The sequence below is a fragment of the Curtobacterium sp. ME12 genome (assembly GCF_903970855.1).
GTDB lineage: Bacteria > Actinomycetota > Actinomycetes > Actinomycetales > Microbacteriaceae > Curtobacterium > Curtobacterium poinsettiae_A.
The window spans coordinates 85957-109578 of record NZ_CAJCKD010000009.1; the positions used below are offsets into that span (position 1 = coordinate 85957).

Annotated in this window: 15 protein-coding genes, 1 tRNA gene and 1 pseudogene; 10 read left to right on the plus strand and 7 right to left on the minus strand. The window is 72.1% G+C overall.

Annotation, left to right across the window (positions count from 1 at the left end):
• Window positions 1-174 precede the first annotated feature (174 nt).
• Window positions 175-1683, minus strand: coding sequence for a DEAD/DEAH box helicase (locus H7A73_RS06805; RefSeq protein WP_182065243.1), 1509 nt, complete (start codon window positions 1681-1683; stop codon window positions 175-177).
• Window positions 1684-1872: 189 nt separating this feature from the next.
• Between H7A73_RS06805 and H7A73_RS06810 the strand changes: the two genes are divergently transcribed.
• A complete protein-coding gene (locus H7A73_RS06810; protein ID WP_259362753.1) occupies window positions 1873-2586 on the plus strand; it encodes a ferritin-like domain-containing protein in 714 nt (237 codons plus the stop codon).
• 36 nt (window positions 2587-2622) lie between these two features.
• Here the strand turns inward: H7A73_RS06810 and H7A73_RS06815 are convergent, their stop codons facing one another.
• Window positions 2623-2919 carry a hypothetical protein gene (locus H7A73_RS06815; protein WP_182065244.1) on the minus strand — a complete coding sequence of 99 codons (297 nt, stop codon included), beginning with the start codon at window positions 2917-2919 and terminating at the stop codon, window positions 2623-2625.
• Window positions 2920-2923: 4 nt separating this feature from the next.
• On the minus strand, window positions 2924-3148 hold the full coding sequence (locus H7A73_RS06820) for a DUF3107 domain-containing protein (protein ID WP_031259670.1): 225 nt from the start codon (window positions 3146-3148) through the stop codon (window positions 2924-2926).
• 127 nt (window positions 3149-3275) lie between these two features.
• On the opposite strand from H7A73_RS06820, the gene H7A73_RS06825 reads away from it, so the two are divergent.
• Window positions 3276-6431 carry an ATP-dependent helicase gene (locus H7A73_RS06825; protein WP_182065245.1) on the plus strand — a complete coding sequence of 1052 codons (3156 nt, stop codon included), beginning with the start codon at window positions 3276-3278 and terminating at the stop codon, window positions 6429-6431.
• On the plus strand, window positions 6428-9721 hold the full coding sequence (locus tag H7A73_RS06830; protein WP_259362755.1) for an ATP-dependent DNA helicase: 3294 nt from the start codon (window positions 6428-6430) through the stop codon (window positions 9719-9721). The genes H7A73_RS06825 and H7A73_RS06830 overlap by 4 nt, the downstream gene beginning before the upstream one ends.
• A 374-nt stretch (window positions 9722-10095) precedes the next feature.
• Here H7A73_RS06830 and H7A73_RS06835 read toward each other — a convergent pair whose 3' ends face one another.
• Window positions 10096-11094, minus strand: coding sequence for a phosphotransferase (locus H7A73_RS06835; RefSeq protein ID WP_182065246.1), 999 nt, complete (start codon window positions 11092-11094; stop codon window positions 10096-10098).
• A 116-nt stretch (window positions 11095-11210) separates the two neighbouring features.
• Between H7A73_RS06835 and nudC the strand changes: the two genes are divergently transcribed.
• Together nudC and H7A73_RS06845 are read left to right on the plus strand one after the other, a co-directional pair.
• Window positions 11211-12146 carry an NAD(+) diphosphatase gene (nudC, locus tag H7A73_RS06840; protein WP_182065247.1) on the plus strand — a complete coding sequence of 312 codons (936 nt, stop codon included), beginning with the start codon at window positions 11211-11213 and terminating at the stop codon, window positions 12144-12146.
• Window positions 12143-13909, plus strand: a complete 1767-nt coding sequence (locus H7A73_RS06845) for an ATP-dependent helicase (RefSeq protein ID WP_182065248.1) — start codon at window positions 12143-12145, stop codon at window positions 13907-13909. Before nudC ends, H7A73_RS06845 begins: the two co-directional genes overlap by 4 nt.
• On the opposite strand, the gene H7A73_RS06850 is transcribed toward H7A73_RS06845, so the two are convergent.
• Both H7A73_RS06850 and H7A73_RS06855 read right to left on the minus strand, forming a co-directional pair.
• On the minus strand, window positions 13800-14657 hold the full coding sequence (locus H7A73_RS06850) for a TOMM precursor leader peptide-binding protein (protein ID WP_182065249.1): 858 nt from the start codon (window positions 14655-14657) through the stop codon (window positions 13800-13802). The genes H7A73_RS06845 and H7A73_RS06850 overlap by 110 nt on opposite strands.
• Window positions 14658-14717: 60 nt before the next feature.
• On the minus strand, window positions 14718-16136 hold the full coding sequence (locus H7A73_RS06855; RefSeq protein ID WP_182065250.1) for a zinc-dependent metalloprotease: 1419 nt from the start codon (window positions 16134-16136) through the stop codon (window positions 14718-14720).
• A gap of 152 nt (window positions 16137-16288) precedes the next feature.
• Between H7A73_RS06855 and H7A73_RS06860 the strand changes: the two genes are divergently transcribed.
• The 4 genes from H7A73_RS06860 to H7A73_RS06875 all read left to right on the plus strand — a co-directional run bounded on the left by H7A73_RS06860 (window position 16289) and on the right by H7A73_RS06875 (window position 21670).
• Window positions 16289-17398, plus strand: a complete 1110-nt coding sequence (locus H7A73_RS06860) for a PDZ domain-containing protein (RefSeq protein ID WP_182065251.1) — start codon at window positions 16289-16291, stop codon at window positions 17396-17398.
• A 165-nt stretch (window positions 17399-17563) separates the two neighbouring features.
• Window positions 17564-20548, plus strand: coding sequence for a UPF0182 family protein (locus H7A73_RS06865; protein WP_182065252.1), 2985 nt, complete (start codon window positions 17564-17566; stop codon window positions 20546-20548).
• A 63-nt stretch (window positions 20549-20611) separates the two neighbouring features.
• Window positions 20612-20688: transfer RNA gene (locus H7A73_RS06870), tRNA-Met, on the plus strand.
• 142 nt (window positions 20689-20830) lie between these two features.
• Window positions 20831-21670, plus strand: a complete 840-nt coding sequence (locus tag H7A73_RS06875; protein ID WP_182065253.1) for a carbon-nitrogen hydrolase family protein — start codon at window positions 20831-20833, stop codon at window positions 21668-21670.
• A 31-nt stretch (window positions 21671-21701) separates the two neighbouring features.
• Here H7A73_RS06875 and H7A73_RS06880 read toward each other — a convergent pair whose 3' ends face one another.
• Window positions 21702-22910, minus strand: coding sequence for an aminotransferase class I/II-fold pyridoxal phosphate-dependent enzyme (locus H7A73_RS06880; protein ID WP_182065254.1), 1209 nt, complete (start codon window positions 22908-22910; stop codon window positions 21702-21704).
• Between the two features lie 191 nt (window positions 22911-23101).
• Between H7A73_RS06880 and H7A73_RS17950 the strand changes: the two are divergent.
• A pseudogene (locus tag H7A73_RS17950) lies at window positions 23102-23622 on the plus strand (hypothetical protein); the annotation flags it as partial.

A 23622-nucleotide genomic window follows, 5' to 3' on the forward strand; every position in this document is an offset into this window, starting at 1 on the left:
CGTCGCGCCGTCCCACCGAAGCGACAGATCTCGCTCGGCGCGGCGTGACCCATCCGCGGGAGCGACAGATGCCCGCTGACCCTTCGCGGCGATCTGTCGCTCCCACGGTGCAGTCGGGGGGGGAGACGGCGAAGGGCCCGTCGCGTCAGCGACGGGCCCTTCGGTCTGGAGGCGTTACTCGCCGTCCGACGTGCCCTGCGGTGCCGAAGCGGTCGCCGAGGCATCGCCGGAGCCGGCTCCGCGACGGCGGCGACGGCGGCGACGCTTCGCGGCGCCGTCGGTGGTGGAACCAGCCTCGGCGGCCGAGCCGTCCTCGGTGCCCGTCGCGGCGGTGGGGGCGACCGACTCGGTGGCCGGAGCCTGCGCGGCGGACTGCTCCGAGCCTCCTGACCGGGTGCGGCTGCGCGACCGCGAACGCGACGCGTCACGCGAACCCGAGGCCGGACGGTCGCTGCTGCGCTTCTCGACCGGCGCGCCGGCAGAAGCCGCGTGCGACGACGAGCCGGGCAGACGGCCCTTGGTGCCCTTGGGGATGTCGAGTTCCTCGAACAGGTGGGGCGACGACGAGTAGGTCTCGACGGGCTCGGGGATCCCGAACTCGAGGGCCTTGTCGATCAGCGTCCACTTGTGCAGGTCGTCCCAGTCGACGAACGTGACCGCGATGCCGGTCTTGCCCGCTCGGCCGGTGCGGCCGGCGCGGTGCAGGTACGTGTCCGGGTCGTCCGGGATCGTGTGGTTGATCACGTGCGTGACGTCGTCGACGTCGATGCCGCGGGCCGCGACGTCGGTGGCGATGAGCACGTCACGCTTGCCGGCCTTGAACGCCGCCATCGCGCGCTCGCGCTGCTCCTGGTTGAGGTCGCCGTGCACCGCTGCGGCGTTGAACCCACGGTCCTTCAGTTCCTCGACGAGCTTCGCCGCGGCACGCTTGGTCCGGGTGAAGATCACGGTCTTGCCGCGGCCCTCGGCCTGGAGGATGCGGGCGATGACCTCGTCCTTGTCCAGGGAGTGCGCGCGGTAGATGAGGTGCTTGATGTTGGCCTGCATGAGGCCCTCGTCCGGGTCGGTCGCCCGGATGTGCACCGGACGGCTCATGAACCGGCGGGCGAGCGCGACGATCGGCGCGGGCATCGTCGCCGAGAACAGCATCGTGTGCCGCACCTCGGGGACGGCCTGGAAGATGCGCTCGATGTCCGACAGGAACCCCAGGTCGAGCATGCGGTCGGCCTCGTCGAGCACGACCTCTTGCACGTGGGAGAGGTCGAGCAGACGCTGCCGCTGGAGGTCGATGAGCCGCCCGGGCGTGCCGACGACGATCTGGGCACCGGCCTTGAGCTGCTCCACCTGGCCCTCGTAGGCCTTGCCGCCGTAGATCGAGACGATCGTGGTCGGACGGTTCGAGGCCGCGAGTTCGAGGTCCTCGGTGACCTGGACCGCGAGTTCACGGGTCGGGACGACGACGAGCGCCTTCACGCCGTGCTCCGGGTCGGCGCCGAGCCGCTGGATGAGCGGGAGGCCGAAGCCGAGCGTCTTGCCGGTACCCGTCTTGGCCTGGCCGATGATGTCCTGGCCGGTCAGGCCGAGCGGGATGGTCTGTTCCTGGATCGGGAAGGGCTCGAGGATGCCCTTGCCGGCCAGTGCATCGACGATGTCCTGGTCGATGTTGAGGTCTGAGAAAGTCAAAGAATCACCTTAGTTCTGGTGGAAGTCCCGGCCAGTCTACCGACGGGCGCGTGGTCCGGGCGCTCCGGGGTCCGTCGGGGCGTCGGCGCGGGCGACCGGCGGGCGTCACCGGACGTCGGGCGGGTGACCGGTCGGCACCGCTGGAGGTCGGGCGGGTGACCGGCGGGTGCCCTCTATGCTGGTCGGGTGGTGTCGTGGTGGAACCGGAAGCGCGCGGCGCAGCTCGCTGCCGCATGGCTCGCGTCGCGGAGCCCGCGCGGAGCCGCACAGGTCAAGCGGCTCGCGCTCGACGACGTCACCCCGGAGCTCGACGTCTACCTGGGGCAGGCCGCGTACCTGCAGCTCTCCGTCTACGAGACCATGGGACGAGCCGGTGCTTCCGCACCGACGCTCTCCGGCCGTCTGGTCACCGGGGTGCTCGCGACGACGGCGCTCGAGCGGCACCGCACGATCGTGGCCGAGATCGAGCGCAGCGGCGGAGACCCGGCGGCGCTGATGGCCCCGCACCGCGAGGCGATCGACCTGTTCCTCGAACGGACCAGCGGTGCCGACTGGTACGAGTCGATGCTGACCGGCTACGTGACGGCCGGCATCCTGAACGACCTGTTCGGCAACCTGCTCCGCTCGCTGCCGATCGACGTGCGGCAGCGGCTCCGTTCGGTGTTCGACGCACGCGAGGAAGCGGCGGTCGTCGAAGAACTGACGGCGCACATCGAGGACGACCCGCAGATCGGTTCGCGTCTGGCGATGTGGGGACGTCGCCTGGTGGGTGACACCCTGCTGGTCGCCCGGTCGGCGCTGGCGTCGCACGCCCGCGAGGACCAGGAGCGGCTCGAGCCGGTCTGGACCGAACTCATCGCCGCGCACACCCGACGGATGGACGCACTCGGTCTGACGGCCTGAGCGGTCAGGCTGCTCGAGCGTCGGGCCGCCTGCTGGTCAGGCGCCGCGCGTCCTGAGCTGCTCGTAGTACGCGGCGTCGCGCTTGTCGCGCTGGGTGCCGAGGAGCCACTCGACGACGAGGGCGACCACGCCGGACCCCACGAGGGCCACGACCCAGATCCAGGTGCCGTCGTACCGCCACCCGGCCCAGGTCAGTGCCTCCCAGAGGACGGCTGCGGCGATGCCGCCGACCGCGGGGCCGACGAGCACGCCGCGGTTCGACCGCCACGGCAGGATCACGTGCGCGACCGCGCCGATGATGACGCCGCCGAGGACGGCGAAGAGCAGTTCCACGTCGTCAGGCGACGAAGCCGATGCGCCGTGCCTCTTCCGCGCCGACCTCGACGTACGCCAGGGCCGAGACGGGGACGATGAAACGACGACCCTTGTCGTCCTGCAGCGACAGGTGCGTCGACTTGGCGGTGAGCGCCTCGGACACGGCCTTCTCGACCTCGTCCGCGGTCTGGGCGGTCTCGAAGGCGATCTCGCGGGGGCTGTTGATGATGCCGATCTTGATGTCCACGAGCACAGCGTATCCGAGCCGTCCCGTGCGGCATCGGGCGTTCGCCGCGGGCGCACTCGACGTCGTGACGACCGGTGTCCCGCGCGTCCGCAGCGGTGCTGTCGGCGGTCCTGGGTACCGTACGAGCGTGCCGCAGACCACGCTGACGCCCGCTCCCGAGGACACCGGGTTCGCGCGCGCACTGGTCGACGACCCCTCGCAGGCCGCGGTGCTCGCGCTGCCGGACGGCCGTCACGCCGCGGTGATCGGTGCACCGGGCAGTGGCAAGACGACCACGCTCGCACGGCTCGTCGCCGACCGGCTGACCCGACCCGACGCCATCACCCCCGACGGCCACGCGACGGTCCTCGCCCTGACCTCGGCGCGGACGGCCGCGACGGCGCTGCGCGACCGGCTCGCTCGGGCGGTCGACCGGGTCGTGCCGGGTGCACTCGCCCGCACCGTGAACTCGCTGGCGTTCCAGATCGTCACCCACGCGGCGTCGGTGCAGGGGCAGGAACCCCCGACGCTGCTGACCGGTGGGGAGCAGGACCGGATCATCGCCGACCTGCTCGCCGGGCACGAACTCGACGGAGCCGGACCGGCCTGGCCCGACCCGATCACCGCCGTCGTCCGTGAGCGAGCGGGTTTCCGCACCGCCCTGCGTGACGTCATGATGCGTGCGGTGGCCGCCGGCGTCGAGCCCGACGACATGCGGGAACTCGGCGACGAGCTCGGACGACCCGAGTGGCGGGCCGTCGGGGACTTCGTGGACGACTACCGGGCATCGGTGACCGCGTTCCGACCGACCGGACTCGACTCCGGCGAACTCGTGGCGTACGCCACCGCCGCGGTGCTGCGGCACGAGCTCCCCGCGAGCATCGCCGCCCTGCGCCTGGTCGTGGTCGACGACACGCAGGAACTGGTGGAGGGTGAGATCGCCCTGCTCGGGGCGCTCGCCCGCTCCGGCGTGCAGCTCGTGGCCTTCGGCGACCCGGACATCGCCGCCTCTGCGTTCCGCGGCGCCGAACCGGACGTCCTCGGTCGCCTGGCCGTGCGACTCGGCGTCGACCGCGTCGACGAGCTGTTCCTCGGCGCAGTGCACCGGCACCCCGCCCCGATCCGTGCCCTGGTCACCGGTGTCACGGGTCGCATCGGCACCGCGGCGGCCGGTCGGCAGCGCAGTGCCTCGGCGGGCGACCATGATGCGCGGTCCGACGCCGTCGTGCACCTCGAGGCCGCCAGCCGGTCCGCGCTCGTCGTGGCGATCGCCCGTCGACTGCGCGAACACCGGCTGCTCGACGGTGTGCCGTGGCACCGGATGGCCGTGGTCACCCGCAGCGGTGCCGCCATCCCCGAACTCGTCCGGGCACTCTCCGTGGCCGAGGTCCCGGCGACCGCCGGTGCCGCGCCCGTCCGTCCGCGCGACGACTCCGCGGCGCGGGTGCTGCTCGACGCGGCTGCGGTGGCGCTCGACGTCCTGCCGCTGGACGCCGCCCTGGCCACCGCGTTCGCCACGGGACCCCTCGGTGGCCTCGACACCCTGGCGATGCGCCGGCTCCGGCTCGCCCTGCGGCGCGAGGAACTCGCGGGCGACGGCAGCCGCACCGCCGACGAACTGCTGGTCGATGCCCTGGGCGCACCGGAGCGCCTGGCGACGGTGGACGCCGGGTTCGCGCGCCGGGCGACCCGGCTGGCCCGGAGCCTGGTGCAGGCACGTGCCGACGCCCAGGCGGGATCGAGCATCGAGGAGATCCTCTGGGGCCTCTGGGAACGCAGCGGTCTCGCGAAGTCGTGGGGTGCCCAGTCCGCCGCCGGTGGGGTCGGCGCCGGGGAAGCCGACCGGCACCTGGACGCCGTCGTCGGCCTGTTCACCGCCGCCAAGCGCTTCGTCGAGCGCACGCCGGACGCTCCCGCGCGGGTCTTCGTCGACGACCTGCTCGGCGCCGACCTGCCCGAGGACTCGATCGGCCCCGACCGGACCGCCGGCCGGGTGCGGGTGCTGACGCCGTCGGCGACGATCGGGCTCGAGTGCGACGTGGTCGTGGTGCTCGGTCTGCAGGACGGCGTCTGGCCCAACACCCGGGTGCGCGGCAGTCTGCTCGACCCGGACGGACTGGTCCGCGCTGCTGCCGGGGTCGAGCGTTCGCCCATCGACGACCGTGCCGCGGTGGTCGCCGACGAACTCCGGCTGTTCGCGCGGGCCGTCTCGCGCGCCACCACCCAGGTCGTCATCGGCACGGTCGCGAACGACGACGAGTCGCCGTCACCCTTCGTCCGACTCGTCCCGGTGCCGCCGGACCGTCAGCCGACCGTCCACCCGCTGTCCCTGCGTGGGCTCGCCGGGTCGCTGCGCCGCCGGGTGGTGGGCTCCGGCGACCACGAGGCCGCGTCCGCGCTGGCCCGCCTGGCCGAGGCCGAGGTACCCGGGGCGGCACCGCACGAGTGGTACGGGCTCGCCGAACCGACCACGGACGACCCCCTGGTCGACCTCGACGCCGAGCCCGCGCCCGAGGTCGAGGGCGGCGAGCCCGTCGCTCCGGCCGTGTCGGTGTCGCCGTCGCGGATCGGCACCTTCGAGGAGTGCCCGGTGCACTGGTTCGCGCAGACCTTCGGCGGCGGTGCCCCGAGCCCGGCGATGGGCATCGGGACGATCGTGCACGAGGCGATGGAGCACGCCACCGAGATCGACGTCGAGTCGCTGTGGGAGCGGGTCGAGGCCCGGTGGGACGAGCTGACGTTCGAGTCGCCCTGGGTCGCCGACCGCGAGCGCGCCCGGACCCGGCGGATGATCGAGGGGCTGAGCGACTACCTCCGTACCTTCGCCCGTGCCGGCCGCCGGCTGCTCGGAGCCGAGACGTCGTTCGCGCTCGTGACCGGGCCCGCCCGGATCCGGGGGAGCATCGACCGCATCGAGGTCGATCCCGAGGGCCGGGTCAGCGTCGTCGACCTGAAGACCGGCCGGTCGATGCCCAGCGAGAAGAACGACATGCCGGAACACCCGCAGCTCGGCGCCTACCAACTCGCGGTCGAGGACGGCGCGGTCGAGGGCGTGCCGGCGGGTTCTCCGATGACCGACGCCCGGCTGGTGTTCGTCCAGAACCCCCGCGGTGGGCAGGCGTTCTCCGAGCGGACGCAGCACGCGTTCGACGCCGAGGCGCGTGAGGCCTACCGCGGGCGGTTGCACGGGGTGGCGCGGGGCATGGCCGGCCGGACGTTCGTGGCGAACGTGGACGACCACTGCGACAAGGCCCGGACCGGGGTCGAGTGCCGGATCCACGTGGTGGCGGAGGTGACCTGGTGAGCGACACGGCGGACACGACCGACGCGGCTGACGCGACCGGCACGGCTGCTGTGGCCGGCGCGGTCCGCACGGCTGCCGCTGCGCCGCCCGTCATCCGGCACGACGCCGACGCCATCGCTGACGCCCTCGGCCGCCCCCGCCCCACCGCCCAGCAGCGCGCGGTCATCGAGTCGCCGCTCGTGCCGGCGCTGGTCGTCGCCGGAGCCGGCAGCGGGAAGACCGAGACGATGGCGTCGCGCGTCGTCTGGCTGCTGGCCAACGGACTCGTCCGCCCTGACGAGGTGCTCGGCCTGACCTTCACCCGCAAGGCCGCCGGTGAACTCTCCGTCCGCATCAACGACCGCATCCGCGCGCTCGAGGACGTGGGGCTGATCACCCCGGGGGACGCCTTCGAGGCGCCCACCGTCTCGACGTACAACGCCTTCGCCAACGCGGTCTTCCGCGAGAACGCCCTGCTCGTCGGGCGTGACGGAGAGTCCCAGGTGCTGACCGAACCCTCGGCCTGGCAGCTCGCCCGTCGGGTCGTGGTGGCCGCTCGCGACGACCGGCTCGCCGGACTCGACCGCGATGTCGACACCCTGACCGCGGCCGTGGTCGCCCTCGCCGGCGCCACGTCCGAACACCTCGTCGAGCCGGAGGACCTGCGCCGGTTCGCGATGGAGTTCTCCGAGCTGCTCGAACTCCCCGGCAACCGCGGCAAGCCGTACAAGGCGATCACCGACGCGGTCGCCGCGATCGGTGCCCTCGAACCCCTGGCCGACCTGGTCGCCGAGTTCCGGCGGCAGAAGGTCGACCGCGGGTTCGTGGAGTTCTCCGACCAGATCGCCCTCGCGCTCGCCGCGGCCGAGTCCGCGCCACGCGTCGTCACCGACCTGCGGAGCCGGTACGGGGTGGTGCTCCTCGACGAGTACCAGGACACCTCGGTGGTGCAGACCCGGTTCCTCGCCCGGCTGTTCCGCGGGCACTCGGTGATGGCGGTCGGCGACCCGCACCAGTCGATCTACGGGTTCCGTGGTGCGAGTGCGGCGAACCTCGCCCGGTTCCCGCACGACTTCGGCGGCGACGAACCCGACGTGGCCGAACCCGTCACCTTCGCGCTGTCGACCAGCTGGCGGAACCCGGTGGACGTGCTCGCGGGGGCGAACGCGATCGTGTCACCGCTGTCCGAGGCGTCCGAGGTCGACGTCGAACGGCTCTCGCCGCGGCCGGGCGCGGACGCCGGCACCGTGCGGGTGGTGTTCCCGGAGACCCTGCCGGAAGAAGCCGACGAGGTCGCGGCGTGGTTCCAGGACCACCGCCGTCAGGACCCGACGGGCTCGATGGCGCTGCTGCTGCGCGCGCGGAAGGACCTCGCGGCGTTCACGGCGGCGCTCGGTGCCCGCGGGGTGCCGTACCACGTGCTCGGCACCGGAGGACTGCTCCAGCGTCCGGAGATCGTCGACCTGGTGGCGTGCCTGCGCGTGCTGCACGACCCGGCGGCCGGCAACGACCTGATCCGGCTGCTGGCGGGTGCACGGTGGCGGGTCGGGGCGGCGGACATCGTCGCCCTGCACCAGCTCGCCCGGTGGCTGTTCCAGCGCGACCACACCCAGCAGCGCCTCGACGACGACCTGACCGCGGCCTTCCGGGCCTCGGTGGCCGCCGGGGAGCACGGGTCGATCGTCGACGCCCTCGACTTCGTCGCGACCGCACCCGACGAGCACGGCGCGCTCGAGGGCATCACCGCCGCCGGGCGCAGCCGGATGCGTGCGCTCGGCGGGCAGCTCGCGATGCTCCGCTCACGCGCGGGGAGCGACCTGGTCGACTTCGTGACGCTCGTCGTGCAGGAGATGCGACTCGACATCGAGGTCGCCGCGCACGAACAGGGCAGCGGCGCCTACCTCGACGCCTTCATCGACGAACTCGCCGGCTTCGTCTCGACCGACGACCGCGCCGACCTCGGTTCGTTCCTCGGGTGGATCGACGCCGCAGCCCGGCGTGACGACATGGGTCCGCGTTCCGAGGAGCCCGAGGCCGGGACCGTGCAGATCCTGACGATCCACGGGTCCAAGGGGCTGGAGTGGGACGCCGTCGCGGTGCCCCGGATGGTCGAGGGCGGGCTGCCGGCGCGTCCGCAGGAGGGCTCGTCCGGTTGGCTCGGGTTCGGCCGACTGCCGTACGAGTTCCGCGGGGACGCCGCCGAGCTGCCGCGACTCGCGTGGCGCGGGCAGGAGACCCAGAAGGACGTCACCACGGCGATCGACGCCTTCAAGGAACAGGTGAAGGCCCGCAACGAAGACGAGGAGCGCCGGCTCACCTACGTCGCCCTGACCCGCGCCAAGCACGACCTGCTGGTGTCCGGCTCGTTCTGGGCCGGCGGAGTCCGACCCACCGAGCCGAGCCGCTACCTGCGCGACCTGGTGGACGCCGGCGTCATCGACGGTGCTGCGATCCCGGAGACGACGGTGCACGACGAGAACCCGATGGGGGAGAGCGGCGCGACCCAGACCTGGCCGCACGTGCCGTTCGGGCAGCGCGCGCCGCGGGTCCTGGCCGCGGCGGAGCGGGTGCGGAACGCGAACCCCGGCGCTGCGGGGCGCTTCGCCGCCGACATCGACCTCCTGCTCGCCGAACGGCAGGCCACCCGGAACGCGAAGCACGCGGTCGCCGTCCCGCACCGGGTGCCGGCCTCGGGCTTCAAGGACTACCTGACCGAACCCGACTCCGTCGCCGAGCGGCTCCGCCGGCCGATGCCGGAGCGACCGTACCGCGCCACCCGGCTCGGCACGCTCTTCCACCAGTGGGTGGAACAGCGGGCGCGGAGCGGCGGCGCGCTCGAGACGCTCGACGTGTGGGACGGGGAGCTCGACCTCGATGCCGACGACCTCGCCGACGCGTCGCCAGACGCCGTGGTCACCGACGACGACGCCCGTCGACTGGCGGACTTCCAGGCGACGTTCGCCCGCTCCCGGTGGGCTGGGCTGACACCGATCGAGGTCGAGCGGGAGATCCACATCCCCTTCCTCGGGCACAGTGTGGTCTGCAAGCTGGACGCCGTGTACGAGATCGACGGCCGTGCCGAGGTCGTCGACTGGAAGACGGGCAAGGCGCCGTCGGGCGCGGACGACCTAGCCCGCCGAACGCTGCAGCTCGCGCTGTACCGCGTCGCCTACGCCGAGTTCACCGGGCGACCGCTCGACCAGGTCGACGCGGTGTTCTACTTCGTCGCCGACGACCTCGAGGTCCGTCCGACCGAGCTGCTCGACCGCGCCGGACTCGAGCGTGCGTGGGCCGAGGCCATCGGTAGCTGACCCCTCTGCGTCACGCGGGTGGCGCGTCGCGCCCGTCGTGTACCGCGCCCGTGTCGCGCTGCGCCCGTGTCGTGTTCCGCCCATGTCGCGCTACGCCCGCGTCGCGCTGGGCCCGCGTCGAGTCGCGCCCGTGTCGTGCTCCGCCCTGGAGGCCCGGTGCGGGTCCGCCCTGCCGGCACCCGGCCTCCAGGCGGTCGCGCCAGGTGCCCGGGCGGCGGCCGGGACCGGTCACCACTCCCCGCAGGACGCACAGCGAGTGGTCACAGACCGTCGGGCGGCCGCGCTGGGACCGACGAGTCATGACCCCTCGGCGGAACTGAGCGGGGAGTCGTGACCGCCGTGCGTGGAACGAGACGGCGCCGAACGAGACGGGGTCAGCCGTGGCGGCGTTCGGTGGAGGACAACAGCTGCTCCACCTCGCCGATCTCCATCGTCTCGGGTGACACCGACTGCAGCGGTTCCGCACTCGGGGCGTGCACCGCGTCGACCAGGCGGTGCATCATCGCGACGGCATCGTCGACGACCTCGGTGCTCTTCGCCTGCACGCCGTGGAGCAGCCAGTGCGCCGTCTCGAGTTCGTGGTGCACGCGTGCACGCTGTGCGAGCTGGCGGTCGCGTCCGCCGCCGTTCGCCTCGTAGGCGCTGAGGACGGTGTCGAAGGCATCGCGGCGGCCGGCGAGCACCCAGGCCAGGTCCTTCGCCGGGTCGCCGAGCCGCAGCTCGCCCCAGTCGAGGACCCCGGTCACCGTGTCGCCGTCGACCAGCAGGGCGCCGGTGCCGAGCGACCCGTGCACGACGGTCGGTGTGAACTGCCAGAGCTGCTGGTCGCGAGCGGCACCCTCCCAGCGTTCGACGAGCGCGGCGGGGACGAGTTTGGTCGCCACGGCGCGGTCCATCACCGAGACGGCGGACCGGAGCACCTCGAACGGCGTGAGCGACGGCAGGCCGGCGTCGGAGACGAAGCTCGTCGGCAGCTGGTGGATCGAGGCGACGGCACGGCCGACGCTGGTGGCGAGGTCGGGGCGCTCGACCAGCGAGGCGAGGGTCGGGTGAACCCCGGCCAGTCGGGTCGTGACGATGGCGCGCGTCGACCCGATCGGCGCCTGGCCGCGGTACTCGGCGACGCCGAACGGCAGACGCGTGCGGATGCCGGCGCTCAGCGCACGGATGGCGACGAGGTCGGCCGACTGCCGCGCTTCGGCGCGCTGGTTCCGGGGGCGGCGGATGACGATCTCGGTGCCGTCGGCGTCGCGGAGGAGCGCCGACTCGTAGTCGCCGGCCGCGGCCGAGCCGAGCGTGCGCGTGCCCGTGACGAGGAGACCTGGAACGGCCGTCGTCGCCAACGCGGCTAGAGTGAACTGGGATCCCGCCATGCCCCTCAGGGTAGGCGCGTGAGCCGTGCACGGCTGCACGCCACGCTGTTCGGCGGCCCGCACGCCCACCGCACGTCTCCTGCACGTCCGTACCCGATCCGAGGAGCTCTCCCGCCGTGACCGTCGAGTTCGCCGCCCGGCTCCCGCTCTCCCGCAACGAACTCGACCGCGACGCCGAGTTCCGCACGACCGACGACGTCGAGCGCGTCCTGCGCGAGGACGAACACACCCGGTACCTGCCGGTGCGTGGTGCCGAGATGCTCCGGAACGCCGACGGCACCCTGCGCTTCGTGACCGCGTCGGAGATCCCGGTCGACACCGTGACCCTGTACCTCGGCCGTGCGGTGTCGGACGCCGCCGACGCCCCGGCGGGTACCCGCTTCGTCGCCGCCCTGATCGACAGTGCGACGGCGACCGCCATCGAACCCGACGACGACGCCTGGCAGAGCCTCCGGATGTTCGGCACCGAGCTCTCGCCGCGCGACCAGGGCCTGGCGGTCGAAGCCGTCGCGATGGCCAACTGGCACGCCGTGCACGGCTTCTCGCCGCGCACCGGGTCGCCCACCGCCGTCGTGAGCGGCGGATGGGTCCGCCGCGACCCCGAGGGGCACGATCTCTTCCCGCGCACGGACGCGGCGATCATCGTCGGGGTCGTCGACGCCGACGACCGGATCCTGCTCGGTTCCAACGCCGCCTGGGACGCCGACCGGTACTCGCTGCTGGCCGGGTTCGTCGAGCCGGGGGAGTCGCTCGAGGACGCCGTCCGTCGCGAGGTCTGGGAAGAGTCCGGCGTCCGCGTCGAGGAGCCCGAGTACCTCGGCTCGCAGCCGTGGCCGTTCCCCGCGTCGCTGATGGTGGGCTTCCGTGCCCGCGCAGCCGGCGGTGACCCCACGACCGCCCGCCCCGACGGCGTGGAGATCCTGGACGTCCGGTGGTTCTCGCGCGACGAGATCCGCGAGCGCGCCGGCGACACCCTGCTGCTGCCGGGACGCACCTCGATCGCCCGCGCCATCATCGAGGAGTGGTACGGCGGGCCGCTGGACCTGCCGTGAGTGCCGCCGGTCCGCGCGCCGCAACGGGCGCAGGGGCGGTCGAGCCCCGGCCGCCATCGCCCGACGAACTGCTCGCCGCGCTCGACGCCGAGCAGCGGACGGTCGCCCGCACCCTGCTCGGTCCGGTCGCGGTGCTCGCCGGCGCCGGGACGGGCAAGACCCGTGCGATCACGCACCGGATCGCCTACGGCGTCGCCACCGGGACCTACGCCCCGAACCACGTCCTCGCGCTGACCTTCACGACCCGTGCCGCCGGCGAGCTGCGGTCGCGCCTGCGCGCGCTCGGGGCCGGGACGGTCCAGGCGCGCACCTTCCACGCCGCCGCGATGGCGCAGCTCAGCTACTTCTGGCCGGACACCGTCGGCGGGCACGCCCCGAAGATCGTCGAGTCCAAGGGGCGGATGATCGCCCACGCCGCGGACACCGTCGGCATGCACGTCGACACCCCGGTGCTCCGCGACCTGGCCGCCGAGGTCGAGTGGCGCAAGGTGCAGATGCTCTCGCTCGACGAGTACGAGGCCGCCGCCGCCGACCGGGTGATGCCGCGCGACACCACACCGCGCCGGGTCATCGACCTGATGAAGGCGTACGAGCGACTGAAGGACGACCGGCGGCAGCTCGACTTCGAGGACGTCCTGCTGGCGACCCTCGGCATGGTCGAGTCCGAGCCCCGCGTGGCGTCGTACGTGCGGCAGCAGTACCGGTTCTTCGTCGTCGACGAGTACCAGGACGTCTCGCCCGTCCAGCACGACCTGCTGCGCGCCTGGCTGGGCGGCCGGGACGACCTGTGCGTGGTCGGGGACGCCAGTCAGACCATCTACTCGTTCGCCGGCGCCTCGAGCGACTACCTGCTCGGGTTCGGGTCGGAGTTCCCGCGCGGGTCGGTCCTGCGCCTCGAGCGGAACTACCGCTCCACTCGCGAGGTCGTGTCCGCTGCGAACACGCTGATGCGCGGCCAGCCCGGCGCGCTCGACCTGGTGGCCCAGAGCCAGGAACCGGGCCCGGAGCCGGTCGTGCTGGCCTGCGTCCACGACGGCGACGAGGCACAGACCATCGCCCGGCGCATCGCCGAGCTCGTCGGGGACGGAGCGTCCTACGGGGACTGCGCCGTGCTCTTCCGCGTCGGGGCGCAGTCCGCCGCGCTCGAGTCCGCGCTCGGCCGGAACGGCATCCCGTACCGCGTGCAGGGAGGCACCCGGTTCTTCAACCGCCCGGAGGTCAAGCTCGCCGTCCACCACATGCGCGGCGAGGCGATCCGGCAGACCGACGACGAGCTGACCCGACGGGTCCGGCTGGTGCTGCAGGTCAGCGGTTGGACGGAGACACCGCCGGAGGGCACCGGCGCAGTGCGCGAGCAGTGGGAAGCGCTGCAGGCGATCATGGGCCTGGCCGAGGACGCCCCCGCCGGCACGACGATGCAGCAGTTCACCCAGGATCTGGTGGACCGTGCGGCGACGCACCACGAGCCCGAGGTCGACGCCGTCACGCTCGCGACGCTGCACTCGTCGAAGGGTCTGGAGTGGCCGCACGTGGTCATCGCCGGCGCCGCCGAGGGGCTCCTGCCGATCTCGCACGCGTCGACCGACACCGAGGTGGACGAGGAACGACGCCTGTTCTACGTCGGGCTGACCCGAGCCCGCCGATCCGTCACGATCACGTGGTCGCAACAGGGCTCCACGCGTGGGGGAGCCCGGGCTCCGAGTCGGTTCCTGGCAGCGCTCGGCACGCGCACCGCGGATGGGGCCGGACCGGCGAACGGCTGACCGACAGGTCGTCGCGCTCGAAGACGAGCTGGTCGGGCTCGGCCAGTTGCGTCCGGAGCGGGAGCCGTTCCAGCAGCATCCGCGTCGTGGCGGCGGCCACGGCCGCTGCTCGCCACGGCGACAGCGGTGCGGGGTGCCGCCCCCACACCTGGGCGGCGATCGCCGGCCAGACCGGGTCGTCGTCGACGCGTGCGTACTCAGCGCACTGGAGGCACGGCCCGGCTCCCGGCACGACGAACGGACCGAGACGGACGCGTCCGTCCCCGACGACGACCGCCAGGTGCGGCAGGCCCCGGCGGGTCCACGCGGCGCGGAGCGCCGGATCGACGACGTGGTCGGCCACCACCACGGCGAGGCGCGGTTCGGGCTCGGGCAACGCGATCGGGCCCCCGGCGGGCGCGGTGGTGCGACTGACCGTCACACCCTCGCCGGAGAGGAACGTCGCCACGGTGTCGGCGAGGACACCGGCGCCGTGCACCTCGATGCGTTCGAGCGGCTCGGGCAGGACCTCGACCACCGCGGGCGACGCCGCACCGAGCACACCCGCGGCACGTTCCGGCGAGCACCCCGACGCGGCCGCCAAGCCTGCCAGCACGTCGTGGCCGGTCTCTCGTCGCAGGCCGTCGAGGAAACGCTCTTCCCCCGTGGTGGGCACCGCGACGACGGCGCGTGGAGGATCGACCCCGAGCTGGACCGTGGCGGGGTCACGCCAGACGAACTCGAGCGTCGGATCGATGCGGATGCCCATGACCCCACGGTGCCGGAGTGCGCGGCACGTGTGGGGTCACCAGGGGCATCTGTGGAGAACTCAGCGGGGCTGGTCGCCCGTGTCGTTCCCCGGCTCGTCGTCCGCTCCACCCTCGGGGTCGTCCGCCACACGGCCGGACTCGTCCTCGTGCGGGCGCGCACCCGTCGAGTCGTTCAACAGGTCCTCGAGGGCCTTGTCGAACGCGTCGTCCTCGTCGCTCTGGGACGGGTTCCGCAGCCGTGCGACGAGGGCATCGGGTGCGTCGACGTCGTCCGAGGTCGGCACGAGGTCGAAGTGCGACCAGAGGGCGTCGCGCTGTTCGGCGCCGAGCTCGTCGGTCACCCGCTGCCACATCGCCGCGGCCTCACGCAGACGACGTGGACGCAGCTCGAGGCCGACGAGTGTGGCGAACGCCGACTCGGCCGGGCCACCGGCCGCACGGCGGCGGCGCACCATCTCGGCGATCGCCCCGGCCTTCGGGAGACGGACGGTGGCGGCAGCGGTGACCGTGTCGACCCAGCCCTCCACCAGGGCGAGCATCGTCTCGAGCCGGGCGAGTGCGGCGTCCTGCTCAGCGGTGCGCGGCGGGATGAGGGCACCCGAGGCGAGTGCGTCGCGCAGCTGCTCCTGGTTGGTCGGGTCGATGTCGGCCGCGAGTTCCTCGACGCGGTCGAAGGGGATGTGGATGCCCCGCGCGTAGTCCGTGATCGACGAGATGATGTGGAGTCGCAGCCACCGTGCTGACCGGAAGAGCCGGGCGTGGGCGAGTTCGCGGACCGCGAGGTAGATGCGGACCTCGTCCTCGGAGACATCGAGGCCCTCGGCGAACTCGGCGACGTTCTGGGGCAGGAGTGCTGCGACCTGCTCGTCGAGGAGCGGCACGCCGACGTCGCCGCCGGACACGACCTCCTTCGACAGCTGCCCGACGACCTGGCCGAGCTGGATCGCGAACAGCGCCCCGCCGATGCCGCGCATCGCCTTCGAGACGTCGCCGAGCATCGCCTTGAGCTGCTCGGGAGCACGCTGGTCGATCGCCTCGGTCAGGGCATCGGCGATGCTGAAGGCCACCGGCTCGGCGATCTGCGTCCACACCGGGACGGTCGCCTTGGCCCACTGCTCACGCGTGTACAGACTCGGGGTCGCGGTCAGTTCGGCGACCGTCGTGACCTCGTCGAGCCACAATGCGGCGACCTGGAACGCCTGGTCGGCGGCCTGCGAGGTGGCCGGGTCGACGGGGTGGCCGCCGTCCCGAGCGATCGCGGTGGCGCGTTCGGCGGTGGCCGAGAAGTCGATGCCGTCACCGCCGGACTGCGCGGCGCGCTGGAGCTGGCTCATCAGGTTCGCCACGGAGGCCGGGTCGTTCGGCAGACCGGCGGCACCGGCGAGCTGCGACGGGTCGATCTGCCCCTCGCCCGAGAGCAGCTTGCGCAGCATCTCCTGGAAGTCGTCGTCCGGCCCCGGCTGTGGTTCATCAGGCATGCCGACTACGCTAATCGCTGCTCACGGGGCCGCACCTGGGATGCCCCCGTGGGAACGCCCGGAGCGCTGCGCCCAGGGCGAACAGCCCCGTCGCGAGACGTGGGCGACCACCCTGCCGCCAGGCGCGGGTGCCCACCTCGGAAGGACCCCGCGTGACCCTCTTCGCCCCCGCGCCCCGTCGTCGCTCGCGTGCCCGGACCGTCGGGTGGGCGTTCCTGATCGGCGCGGTCGTGCTGGGCCTGCTGGCGAGCCTGCTGCCCAGCCCGTACCTCATCGAGGTCCCCGGGCCGGTCTACAACACCATCGGCACGCAGAAGCAGGGGACGGGCAAGGACGCGAAGGACGTCAAGCTCATCCAGGTGTCCGGCCACGAGACGTACCCGACGGCAGGCGCCCTCGACATGCTCACCGTCGGCATCCAGGGCGACGCCACGAACCGTCCGTCGTGGACCAGCGTGATCCGCGCGATCTTCACCAGGTCGCAGGCGGTGATCCCGGTCGAGGCGATCTACCCGAGCGGCACCACGACCGAGCAGGTGAACGAGCGGGACTCCGCCGACATGCAGGCGTCGCAGCAGTCGGCCGTCGCCGCCGCCCTCATCCAGCAGGGGAACGACATGCCCACGGAACTCGAGGTGAGCGCCGTGCAGCAGGGCTCAGCGGCCGACGGCGCGATCGAGAAGGGCGACGTCATCACGGCGTTCGACGGCAAGCCGCTCACGACCAACGCCGACGCAGGGAGCCTGCGCGAAGCCGTCGCGCAGCACGGCACCGCGAGCCCCGCGACCGTCACCGTCGAGCGGGACGGCGCGACGAAGGACGTCCGCGTGACGCCGCGCAGCGAGCAGGGCACGGCGCTGCTCGGTGTCGGCGTCACCGAGCGCTACGAGTTCCCCTTCAAGGTGTCGATCCGTCTGCAGGACGTCGGGGGCCCGTCAGCCGGCATGATGTTCGCGCTCGGGATCATCGACGAGATCACGCCGGGCAAGCTCAACGGCGGCAAGCACGTCGCGGGCACCGGCACGATCACGGCGGACGGCGAGGTCGGCCCCATCGGCGGGATCCGGCAGAAGCTCTACGGCGCCGCGGACGCTGGCGCCACGGTGTTCCTCGCCCCCGCGGACAACTGCGACGAGGTCGTCGGGCACGTACCGGACGGGCTCGACGTCTACAGCGTCTCCACGCTCGACCAGGCCGTCACCGACCTGCAGACGATCGCCGACGGCAAGAGCACCGCGAAGCTCGCCCGCTGCGGTTCCTGACCCGGTCCTGAGTCCCCGTACAGGTTCACGCTCGGTCCGGTCCCATAGGATCAGAGTCACTGACGGCCCGCCGCGAGCCGGGCCCGCCGGTCCGACACGTCTGGAGCACATCAAGTGACGACAACCTCGTCCACCTCGGGGCGGCGTTCGCCGCGGGTCCCCATCGTGGTCACGATCATCGTGCTGGCCGCACTGGTGATCGCCTTCTTCATCTTCGCCAGCCTGTACACCGACTACGCGTGGTTCGCGCAGCTCGGGTTCCAGCAGGTCCTCACGACCCGGTGGATCGCCGGGACCCTGATGTTCCTGGCGGGCTTCCTGGGCATGGCGGTCCCGGTCTTCGTGAGCATCGCGCTCGCGTTCCGGTTCCGGCCGGTGTACGCGAAGCTCAACTCGCAGCTCGACCGCTACCAGCAGGTCATCGAGCCGTTGCGGCGCGCCGTGATGATCGGCATCCCCGTGGTGCTCGGCATCTTCGCCGGGCTCTCGACGGCGGGCCGCTGGAGCATGGTCCTCGAGTACTTCAACCGCACGCCGTTCGGCAAGACCGACCCGCAGTTCGGACTGGACATCGGGTTCTACGTGTTCGAGCTGCCGTTCTGGCGCTCGATCGTGGCCTACTCATCGGCCGTCGTCCTCATCGCCGGCCTCGCTGCGCTCGCCGCGAGCTACCTCTACGGTGCGCTCCGCTTCGGTGGGCGCGAGGTCCGGATCTCCCGTGCCGCGCGCATCCAGCTCGCGGTCACGGCGGCGCTCTACGTCGCGCTGCAGGCCGTCAGCCTCTGGCTCGACCAGTACGCGGCGCTGACGAAGTCGAACTCGCTCATCACCGGTGCCCAGTACACCGACGTCAACGCGGTGATCCCGGGCCGCGAGATCATGGCGGGCATCGCGGCGATCGTCGCGCTGCTCTTCATCGTCACGGCGGTCATCGGTCGCTGGCGCATCTCGATCGTCGGGACGGGCCTGCTGCTCGTCGCCGCGATCGTCGTCGGCGGCATCTACCCGTGGGTCGTCCAGCGTCTGCAGGTGAAGCCCTCGGAGCGCACCTTCGAGTCGGCCTACATCGAGCGGAACATCAAGGCCACGCGTGACGCCTACGGCGTCGCCGGGGTCGAGGAGCAGAACTACGACGCCACGACCGAGGCGAGCTCGGGCGCCCTGGCGCAGGACGCCCAGACGACGGCGAACATCCGCCTCATCGACCCGAAGATCGTCTCCGACACCTTCAGTCAGCTGCAGCAGTACCGGCAGTACTACCAGTTCCCGAACGAGCTCGACGTCGACCGCTACGACGTCAAGGGCGAGACCGAGGACACCGTGATCGCCGTGCGCGACATCGACCTCGACGGCCTCAGCTCGGCTGCGAACACCCAGTACAACCGGGCGTTCGTCTACACCCACGGCTACGGCGTCACCGCGGCCTACGGCAACCAGCGCGCGAGCGACGGGAAGCCGGTGTTCCTCGAGTCCGGTATCCCGTCGAACGGTGCGCTGGGCGACTTCCAGCAGCGCGTGTACTTCGGTGAGACCTCGCCGCCCTACTCGATCGTGGGTGCCCCGAAGGGTACGAAGGACGTCGAACTCGACTACCCGTCCGGCTCCGACGACGACAACGGCGGCAACGCGACCACCACGTACGCCGGCGACGGCGGTCCGAGCCTCGGCAACTTCTTCAACCGGCTCGTCTACGCCGCGAAGTTCCAGTCGGAGCAGATCCTGCTCTCGAACGCGGTGAACAAGGACTCGCAGATCCTCTACGACCGCGACCCGATCACCCGCGTGCAGAAGGCCGCGCCGTACCTGACCGTCGACAGCGACGCCTACCCGGCGATCGTCGACCACCGCATCCAGTGGGTGGTGGACGGCTACACCACGAGCGACGCGTACCCGTACTCGCAGAGCCAGAGCCTGTCGGACAGCATCGCCGGCGCCGAGTCCTCGACGTACCGCACCGACCAGGTGAACTACATCCGGAACTCGGTGAAGGCCACGGTCGACGCGTACACGGGCAAGGTGACGCTGTACACGTGGGACGCGAAGGACCCGGTCCTGAAGACCTGGCAGAAGATCTTCCCGACGTCGATGAAGCCGGTGTCGAGCATGAGCGCCGAGCTCCTCGACCACGTGCGGTACCCGACCGACCTGTTCAAGGTGCAGCGCTCGATCCTCGGCACGTACCACGTGACCAACGCGAACTCGTTCTACTCGGGTGACGACGCGTGGAACACCCCGCAGGAACCGACGAGCACGGCGACGTCGGACAGTGACGCCGACACCGCGGCGACGTCGACGAACGCGCTCGGCGCGCAGACGACGACGACCGCCAACAGGGCGAACCTGCAGGACCCGTACTACCTGACGATGAAGGTGCCGGGGCAGGGGACGGCGTACTCGCTGTACACGACCTACATCCCGCAGCAGTCCGCCGGGGCGAACAACCGCAACGTGCTGACCGGGTACCTGGCGGTGAACTCCGACGCGGGTGGAGCCGGCAAGGGCGAGAAGGCGTCGGGCTACGGGAAACTCACGCTGTTGACGATGCCGAAGACCGACAACATCCCGGGCCCCGGGCAGGTGCAGAGCCTGTTCAACGGTGACTCGACCGTGTCGCAGGAGCTGAACATCCTGAAGCGGGGCAACTCGACCGTGAAGCAGGGCAACCTGCTCACGCTCCCGGTCGGCGGTGGGTTCCTCTACGTGCAGCCCGTCTACGTCCAGTCGACCTCGAGTGGTTCGTACCCGCTGCTGCAGAAGGTCCTCGTGGCCTTCGGCGACAAGATCGCGTTCGAGGACACCCTCGACGAGGCCCTGAACTCGCTGTTCGGCGGTGACTCCGGTGCCGCCGCCGGCGACTCCGGCGCGAGCGGTTCCGGTTCCGGCAGTGGTTCCGGCTCCGACAGCGGTTCCGGCTCCGACACGGGGTCCGGTTCCGACACGGGTTCCTCGGGCTCCGGCTCGACCGGCGGCTCGACGGGATCCGGCTCGACCGACAACGACGCCCTGCAGGAGGCCCTGGCCGACGCCAAGGCAGCCCTGCAGGACCGTCAGGAGGCCTACGCCGACAACGACCTGGTCGCTGCTGCGGAAGCCGACCAGCGCCTCCAGGACGCGATCGAGGCCGCCACGGCAGCCGAGAACGGCAACTGACACACCGTGGCGGGGCACTCGATTTGTGTCCCGCCACGGCCCCGTGTAGGCTTCTAAACGTGCCGCGGGGTGGAGCAGTTCGGTAGCTCGCTGGGCTCATAACCCAGAGGTCGTAGGTTCAAATCCTGCCCCCGCAACCAAGCGTCACATGAAGGCCCCGGTCCAACAGGACCGGGGCCTTCTTCGTGTCCCCGGTCGCGAGACGACCCGCCGCGAGACGACCCACCGCGAGACGACCGGTCGCGAGACGACCCGCCGCAGGCCCCCGGGTACGCTCACCCCATGGCCACCCTCACGATCGCGGCGGCGCAGTTCGCCCCCGTGGACGACCCAGTCGCCAACCTCGACACCGTGCGCGCCGCCGCCGCCGACGCGGCCGCCCGCGGCGCGGACCTCCTCGTCACGCCGGAGTACACCTCGTACTTCACCGCCGACATCGACGATCGTTTCGTGGCGGCCGCGCAGCCCCTGGAGGGTCCGTTCGTCTCGGGCCTCCGCGACGTCGCCCGCGAGACCGGGATCGCCCTCGTCGTCGGGGTCGCTGAGTCGACGGACACGCCGGAGCGCTTCCGGAACACCCTGGTCGCGGTGCTCCCGTCGGGCGACCTGGCAGCGACGTACCGGAAGGTCCACCTCTACGACGCCTTCGGCTCGCGGGAGTCGGACCGCATCGCGTCCGGCGACCCGGAGCAGCTGCCGGTCTTCGAGCTCCACGGAGTCCGCATCGGGCTCGAGACCTGCTACGACCTGCGCTTCCCCGAGGTCACCAGACGGCTCGCCGCTCCGGAGACCGGAGCGGCCGACGTCGTCGTCCTCCCCGCGGAGTGGGTGCGCGGTCCCGGCAAGGAGCACCATTGGCGCACGCTCCTCACCGCTCGCGCGATCGAGAACACCGTCTGGGTCGTCGGGGTCGGCCAGACGCCGCCGATCGGGGTCGGCGGCTCGGTCGTCCTCGACCCGTCGGGCGTCGCGGTCGCCTCGGCCGGCGCCTCGCCGACGACGCTCACCGCCACGATCGACACCGCCGTCACCGACGCCGTCCGGCGGGTGAACCCGTCGCTGTCGCTGCGGCGGTACGACGTCGCACTGCGCCCCCTGCCTGGAGGCCCGGGGCAGCCCTGACACGTCGGTCGCGTCCCGACGCGGTCGCGTCTCAGGCGCGGGGGCGCGCTCCGAGGGTCGCCAGGCGTGCGGCGGCGTCCTCCAGGACACTCCGGCGCTTGCAGAACGCGAAGCGCACCAGGGACCGGTAGCCGGAGACCCGGTCCGGGCGGACGAACGCCGAGACCGGCACGCCCGCGACACCGGCCAACGCGGGGAGATCGAGGCAGAACGCACGGGCGTCGTCGTACCCGAGCGGCGCGGCGTCGGCGAGCACGAAGTACCCGCCGTCGGGTCGCATCACGTCGAAGCCCGCCGCCGTCAGTCCGTCGGCCAGCAGTTCGTGCTTCGCGCGCAGGTCGGCGGCGATGGTGGTGAAGACCGCGTCGGGCAGCCGGAGTCCCACGGCGACGGCCGGTTGGAAGGGCGCACCGTTCACGAAGGTCAGGTACTGCTTGACCGTCGTGATCGCGTCGACGAGCGCCGGGGGAGCGGTGAGCCAGCCGACCTTCCACCCGGTCGTGTTGAAGGTCTTGCCGGCGCTCGACACCGACACCGTCCGCTCGGCAGCGCCGGGCAGGGTCGCGACGGGCGTGTGCGGGACGTCGAACGTCAGGTGCTCGTAGACCTCGTCCGTGATGATCACCGCGTCGCGTTCGGTGGCCAGGTCGACGATCGTCTGCAGTACCTCGGTGGGCAGGACGCGGCCGGTCGGGTTGTGCGGGGTGTTCACGAGCACGGCGCGGGTGCGGTCGGTGAAGGCCGCGCGGAGCGTGCGCTCGTCGGGCAGGAAGTCGGGCGCGGTGAGCGGGACCGTGACGTGCACGCCGCCGGCCAGCCGGATGAGCGCGCCGTAGGCGTCGTAGAACGGCTCGAAGGTGACCACCTCGTCGCCGGGTTCGACCAGCGCGAGGATCGTCGCGGCCAGCCCCTCGGTGGCCCCGGCGGTGACGAGGACCTCGCGGTCGGGGTCCACCGCGAGCCCGTACCACCGCTGCTGGTGCTCGGCGATCGCCGCCCGCAGGTCGGAGGTGCCCCGGCCCGGCGGGTACTGGTTCACGCCGTCGCGGATCGCCTGCACCGCGGCCTCGAGCACCTCGGCCGGCCCGTCCTCGTCGGGGAAGCCCTGCCCCAGGTTGACCGCACCGGTGCTGGCCGCGAGGGCGCTCATCTCGGCGAACACCGTCGGTGCGGGGACCCCGTCCGATCCCAGCAGCATCGCTCCGTCGGCGGCTCGCAGCCACGGTCCTGCCTGGCGCATGTGGTTCCCTCCCGTGCGGGCGACGACGTGTCGCGCTGAACGGACCCCAACCTAGCTGTCCGTCCCGCGGCGGACCGGGCCACCGTGTACAGCGCACGCATAAGATCGCCAGGGGTGGCTCGCAGCGTCGCCAGAAGGACCGCTCAGGTGCTTGCGACAGACTGCACGAGCTTGAAGGGAGCACGTCCAGCATGACCGACACCACGCCCAGCGGGCAGGGCGACGACCGCCGTCCGGACGATGCGGCTCCGCCTGCCGCCAGTGAGGACGCCGCAGCAGCGGCCACGAGAGGGAACACGTCGATGCCGAACGACTCCGACCAGCCGGACGAGACCCGTCGCCCGAACCAGAACCAGAACGACACGACCCCGGACAACACGGACGTGATCCCGTCGTCGACGGACCACCCGACCGACCGCTACACCGCGCCGTACCCCGCCGTCTCCGGCGACTCCTCGGGCGCGCAGCAGGGCGGCTACGGCCAGCAGACGTCGCCGTACGGACAGCAGCCTCAGCAGAGCCAGAGCCCGTACGGCCAGCAGTCCCAGTACGGCCAGCAGTCCCAGTACGGCCAGCAGAGCCAGAACCCGTACGGCCAGCAGTTGCCGTACGGCCAGCAGACGCCGCAGGCCCAGAGCCCGTACGGCCCGCAGTCGCAGTACGGCCAGCAGGGCCAGAACCCGTACGGCCAGCAGTCCCAGTACGGCCAGCA

What these genes read in the sequence shown, in the direction of transcription:
- H7A73_RS06835 (WP_182065246.1), bottom strand. Translation starts at nt 11,094, where the DNA reads ATGGCGGGATCCCAGTTCACTCTAGCCGCGTTGGCGACGACGGCCGTT.
- H7A73_RS06875 (WP_182065253.1), top strand. Translation starts at nt 20,831, where the DNA reads ATGGCCACCCTCACGATCGCGGCGGCGCAGTTCGCCCCCGTGGACGAC.
- H7A73_RS06880 (WP_182065254.1), bottom strand. Translation starts at nt 22,910, where the DNA reads ATGCGCCAGGCAGGACCGTGGCTGCGAGCCGCCGACGGAGCGATGCTG.
- H7A73_RS06850 (WP_182065249.1), bottom strand. Translation starts at nt 14,657, where the DNA reads ATGGGCATCCGCATCGATCCGACGCTCGAGTTCGTCTGGCGTGACCCC.
- H7A73_RS06855 (WP_182065250.1), bottom strand. Translation starts at nt 16,136, where the DNA reads ATGCCTGATGAACCACAGCCGGGGCCGGACGACGACTTCCAGGAGATG.